Genomic DNA, 2,379 nt, shown 5'->3' on the forward strand with positions numbered 1-2,379 from the left:
CGTGGCGGCGGCCGCGTCCATCCGCCGCTGGCGCGCGGGCGGCGGCACGTCGGGCACGACCGGAATCGGCGCGACGCCGCCTTCGCGCGCGTTGCGCTGTGCGCTCGCGACGACGCGGCTCACGTAGCCGCTCGAAAAACCGGTCGTGAAATTGCCGCTGTAGTAGCACGACAGCGCCGCGCGCAACGCGGCCTGCGGCGCGCGGCCCGTGCCGGCCGAGCGTGCGAAGCAGTCGGTGAGGATCGCGCCGCCCGCGCGCAGATTGCGGCACGGCTCGAACATCGTCGCGTCGTCGAGGCCGTATTTCGCGAAATTGCGCACGTTCACCTGCGCGAGGCCGACGCTGTAGCTGAAGCCGCGCGCGGCCAGCGCGCGCACGGTCGCGCGCGCCTCGTCGAGCGACGTCGGCTGGCGCGTCAGATGAGCGCCGACGACGCCGATCGCATACGGATTGAAGCCCGATTCGGTGCGCACCAGCGCGGCGAGCGTGTCCGGATCGACGTTCGGTGCGCAGGCGCGCGCGAGTTGCGCGAAACCGCCGCTGCCCGACGACGCGCGCGCATGCGCGACGCGCGGCGGCACGCAGGCGAACGCCAGCGCGACGAGCGCGACCGTCGCGCATAGCGCGGCGGCTGCGCTGTGCAGGCGGCGCGCGTTCATCCCGCCCCCGCGACGCGGTACGACAGCACGAGCCCGTGCACGAGCAGCGACCAGCCGTCGAGCGCGACGAACAGCAGCAGCTTGAACGGCACCGAGATCGTGGTCGGCGAGATCATCTGCATCCCGAGCGCGAGCAGGATGTTGGCGACCAGCAGATCGACGACGATGAACACGATGTAGATCACGAAGCCGATCTGGAACGCCTTCGTCAGTTCGGCGAGCGTGAAACTCGGCACGAGCACGAGCAGATCGTCGTCCTTGATGTCGTCCGCGCGGTTCTTCGGCCAGACCGACGTCGCGGTGCGCACGAAAAAGTCGCGGTCGCGCTGCCGCGTGTGCGACACGAGGAAATCCTTGATCGGCGGCAGCGCGGCGTCCGCGAGCACGCCGACGTCCGCCGTCGACAATTGCCCCGACGTATCGAAGTGGCGTGCCTGCAGCGCGTCGCGGATCGACATCCCGACGGGCGCCATGATGAACAGCGACAGGATCAGCGCGATCCCGTTCAGCACGAGGTTCGGCGGCACTTGCTGGATGCCGAGCGCGGAGCGCAGCAGCCCGAGCACGACCACGAGCTTCGTGTAGCTCGTCACCATCAGCGCAGCGAACGGCGCGATGCCGAGCGCGGCGATCACCGCGATCAGCGCGACCGGATTCGGCAGGTTGCCCATCGGTCAGCGCTCGCGCGGCGCGGGTTGCGTCAGCGTGACGACGCGCACGCCGAGCTTCTGGCCGACCGCGATCAGATGGCCGGTGCCGATCAGCATCCCGTTGGCGACGAGATGGATCACGCTCTGGTTGATCCCTTGCTGCAGCTCGATCACGGCGCCGGGTTGCAGCGCGCTCAGCTCGCCGAGCGGCATCGACGTCGGCGGCAGCTCGAAGCGCAGGTCGACCGCGAGGCCGTCGAGCGCGCGCGGCGCATCGGCCGGCGGTGCGTCGTGCGCGGTGCCGGTCGCGGGCGGGGTATCGGTGCGGGTCGGTTCCAAAGGCATCTCCCTGATTCGTTCGACGGTCAGCCGGCTGCCCGACGGCCGTCCGGTGATCTCCCACGCGGGCGCGGCCGGCACGCGCGCGACGCACAGCAGGTTCTGCTCGTGCGCGTGCCAGCGCTCGATCGCGATGATGTCGCCGCCGACGACGTCCGCGAGCTCGGCCATCGTCAATTCGGTGCGGCCGATTTCGAACACGAGCGGCACCGGCAGGTTCGCGTAGAGGGCCACCGCATCGGGCGGCGCGGCCGGCGCCGACGCGAAGAACACGGCGAGCGCGTCCGGCGCGTCGAACAGCAGGGCGCCATGGCAGCGCCACGCACCGTCCGCGCGACGCAGCTCGAAGTGCAGCGCGGCCGGCGACGCGTGCCACGCGGGCGCCGGTTCGGCGGGCGGCAGCAGTTCGACGCGCTGGCGCGTGGCGGCCTGCAGCGTCGCCGCAAGCGGCGCGCCGAGATCGGCGAGCAGCGCCGCACGGATCACGGCCGGGACGGCCGGATCGGCGGCGTCGCCGAGCCATTCGGTTTCGGCGAGCGGGTCGAGCCATAACGTGCCGGTGGCGGGGCCGACGACGAACCGGTAGGCGTGCGCGTCGGCCGCCGGCTCCGCGTCGACGCGCCAGTGCACCGCGTACGCGTGTTCGCCGAGCGCGATCGGCACGGCGGCCGTCGCACCGTATGCATGCGACAGCCCGCGTGCGGTCGCGGCCGACACGCGCGGCAGCGCG

The 2,379-nt window shown here is 72.0% G+C and carries 3 protein-coding genes; all 3 read right to left on the reverse strand.

The genetic code is table 11. From position 1 onward, the window contains the following. The coding region (locus tag HMPREF3115_RS09225) for a lytic transglycosylase domain-containing protein (protein ID WP_070554196.1) at positions 1-660 on the reverse strand (660 nt) is incomplete at its 3' end. After that, positions 657-1,331, reverse strand: coding sequence for a type III secretion system export apparatus subunit SctR (gene sctR / locus HMPREF3115_RS09230; RefSeq protein WP_006408428.1), 675 nt, complete (start codon positions 1,329-1,331; stop codon positions 657-659). The genes sctR and HMPREF3115_RS09225, both read right to left, overlap by 4 nt. A 3-nt stretch (positions 1,332-1,334) precedes the next feature. Further along, on the reverse strand, positions 1,335-2,379 hold a 1,045-nt coding region (gene sctQ / locus HMPREF3115_RS09235), incomplete at its 5' end, for a type III secretion system cytoplasmic ring protein SctQ (protein ID WP_070554198.1).

Source organism: Burkholderia sp. HMSC10F09, from assembly GCF_001806955.1.
GTDB classification, from domain to species: domain Bacteria; phylum Pseudomonadota; class Gammaproteobacteria; order Burkholderiales; family Burkholderiaceae; genus Burkholderia; species Burkholderia multivorans.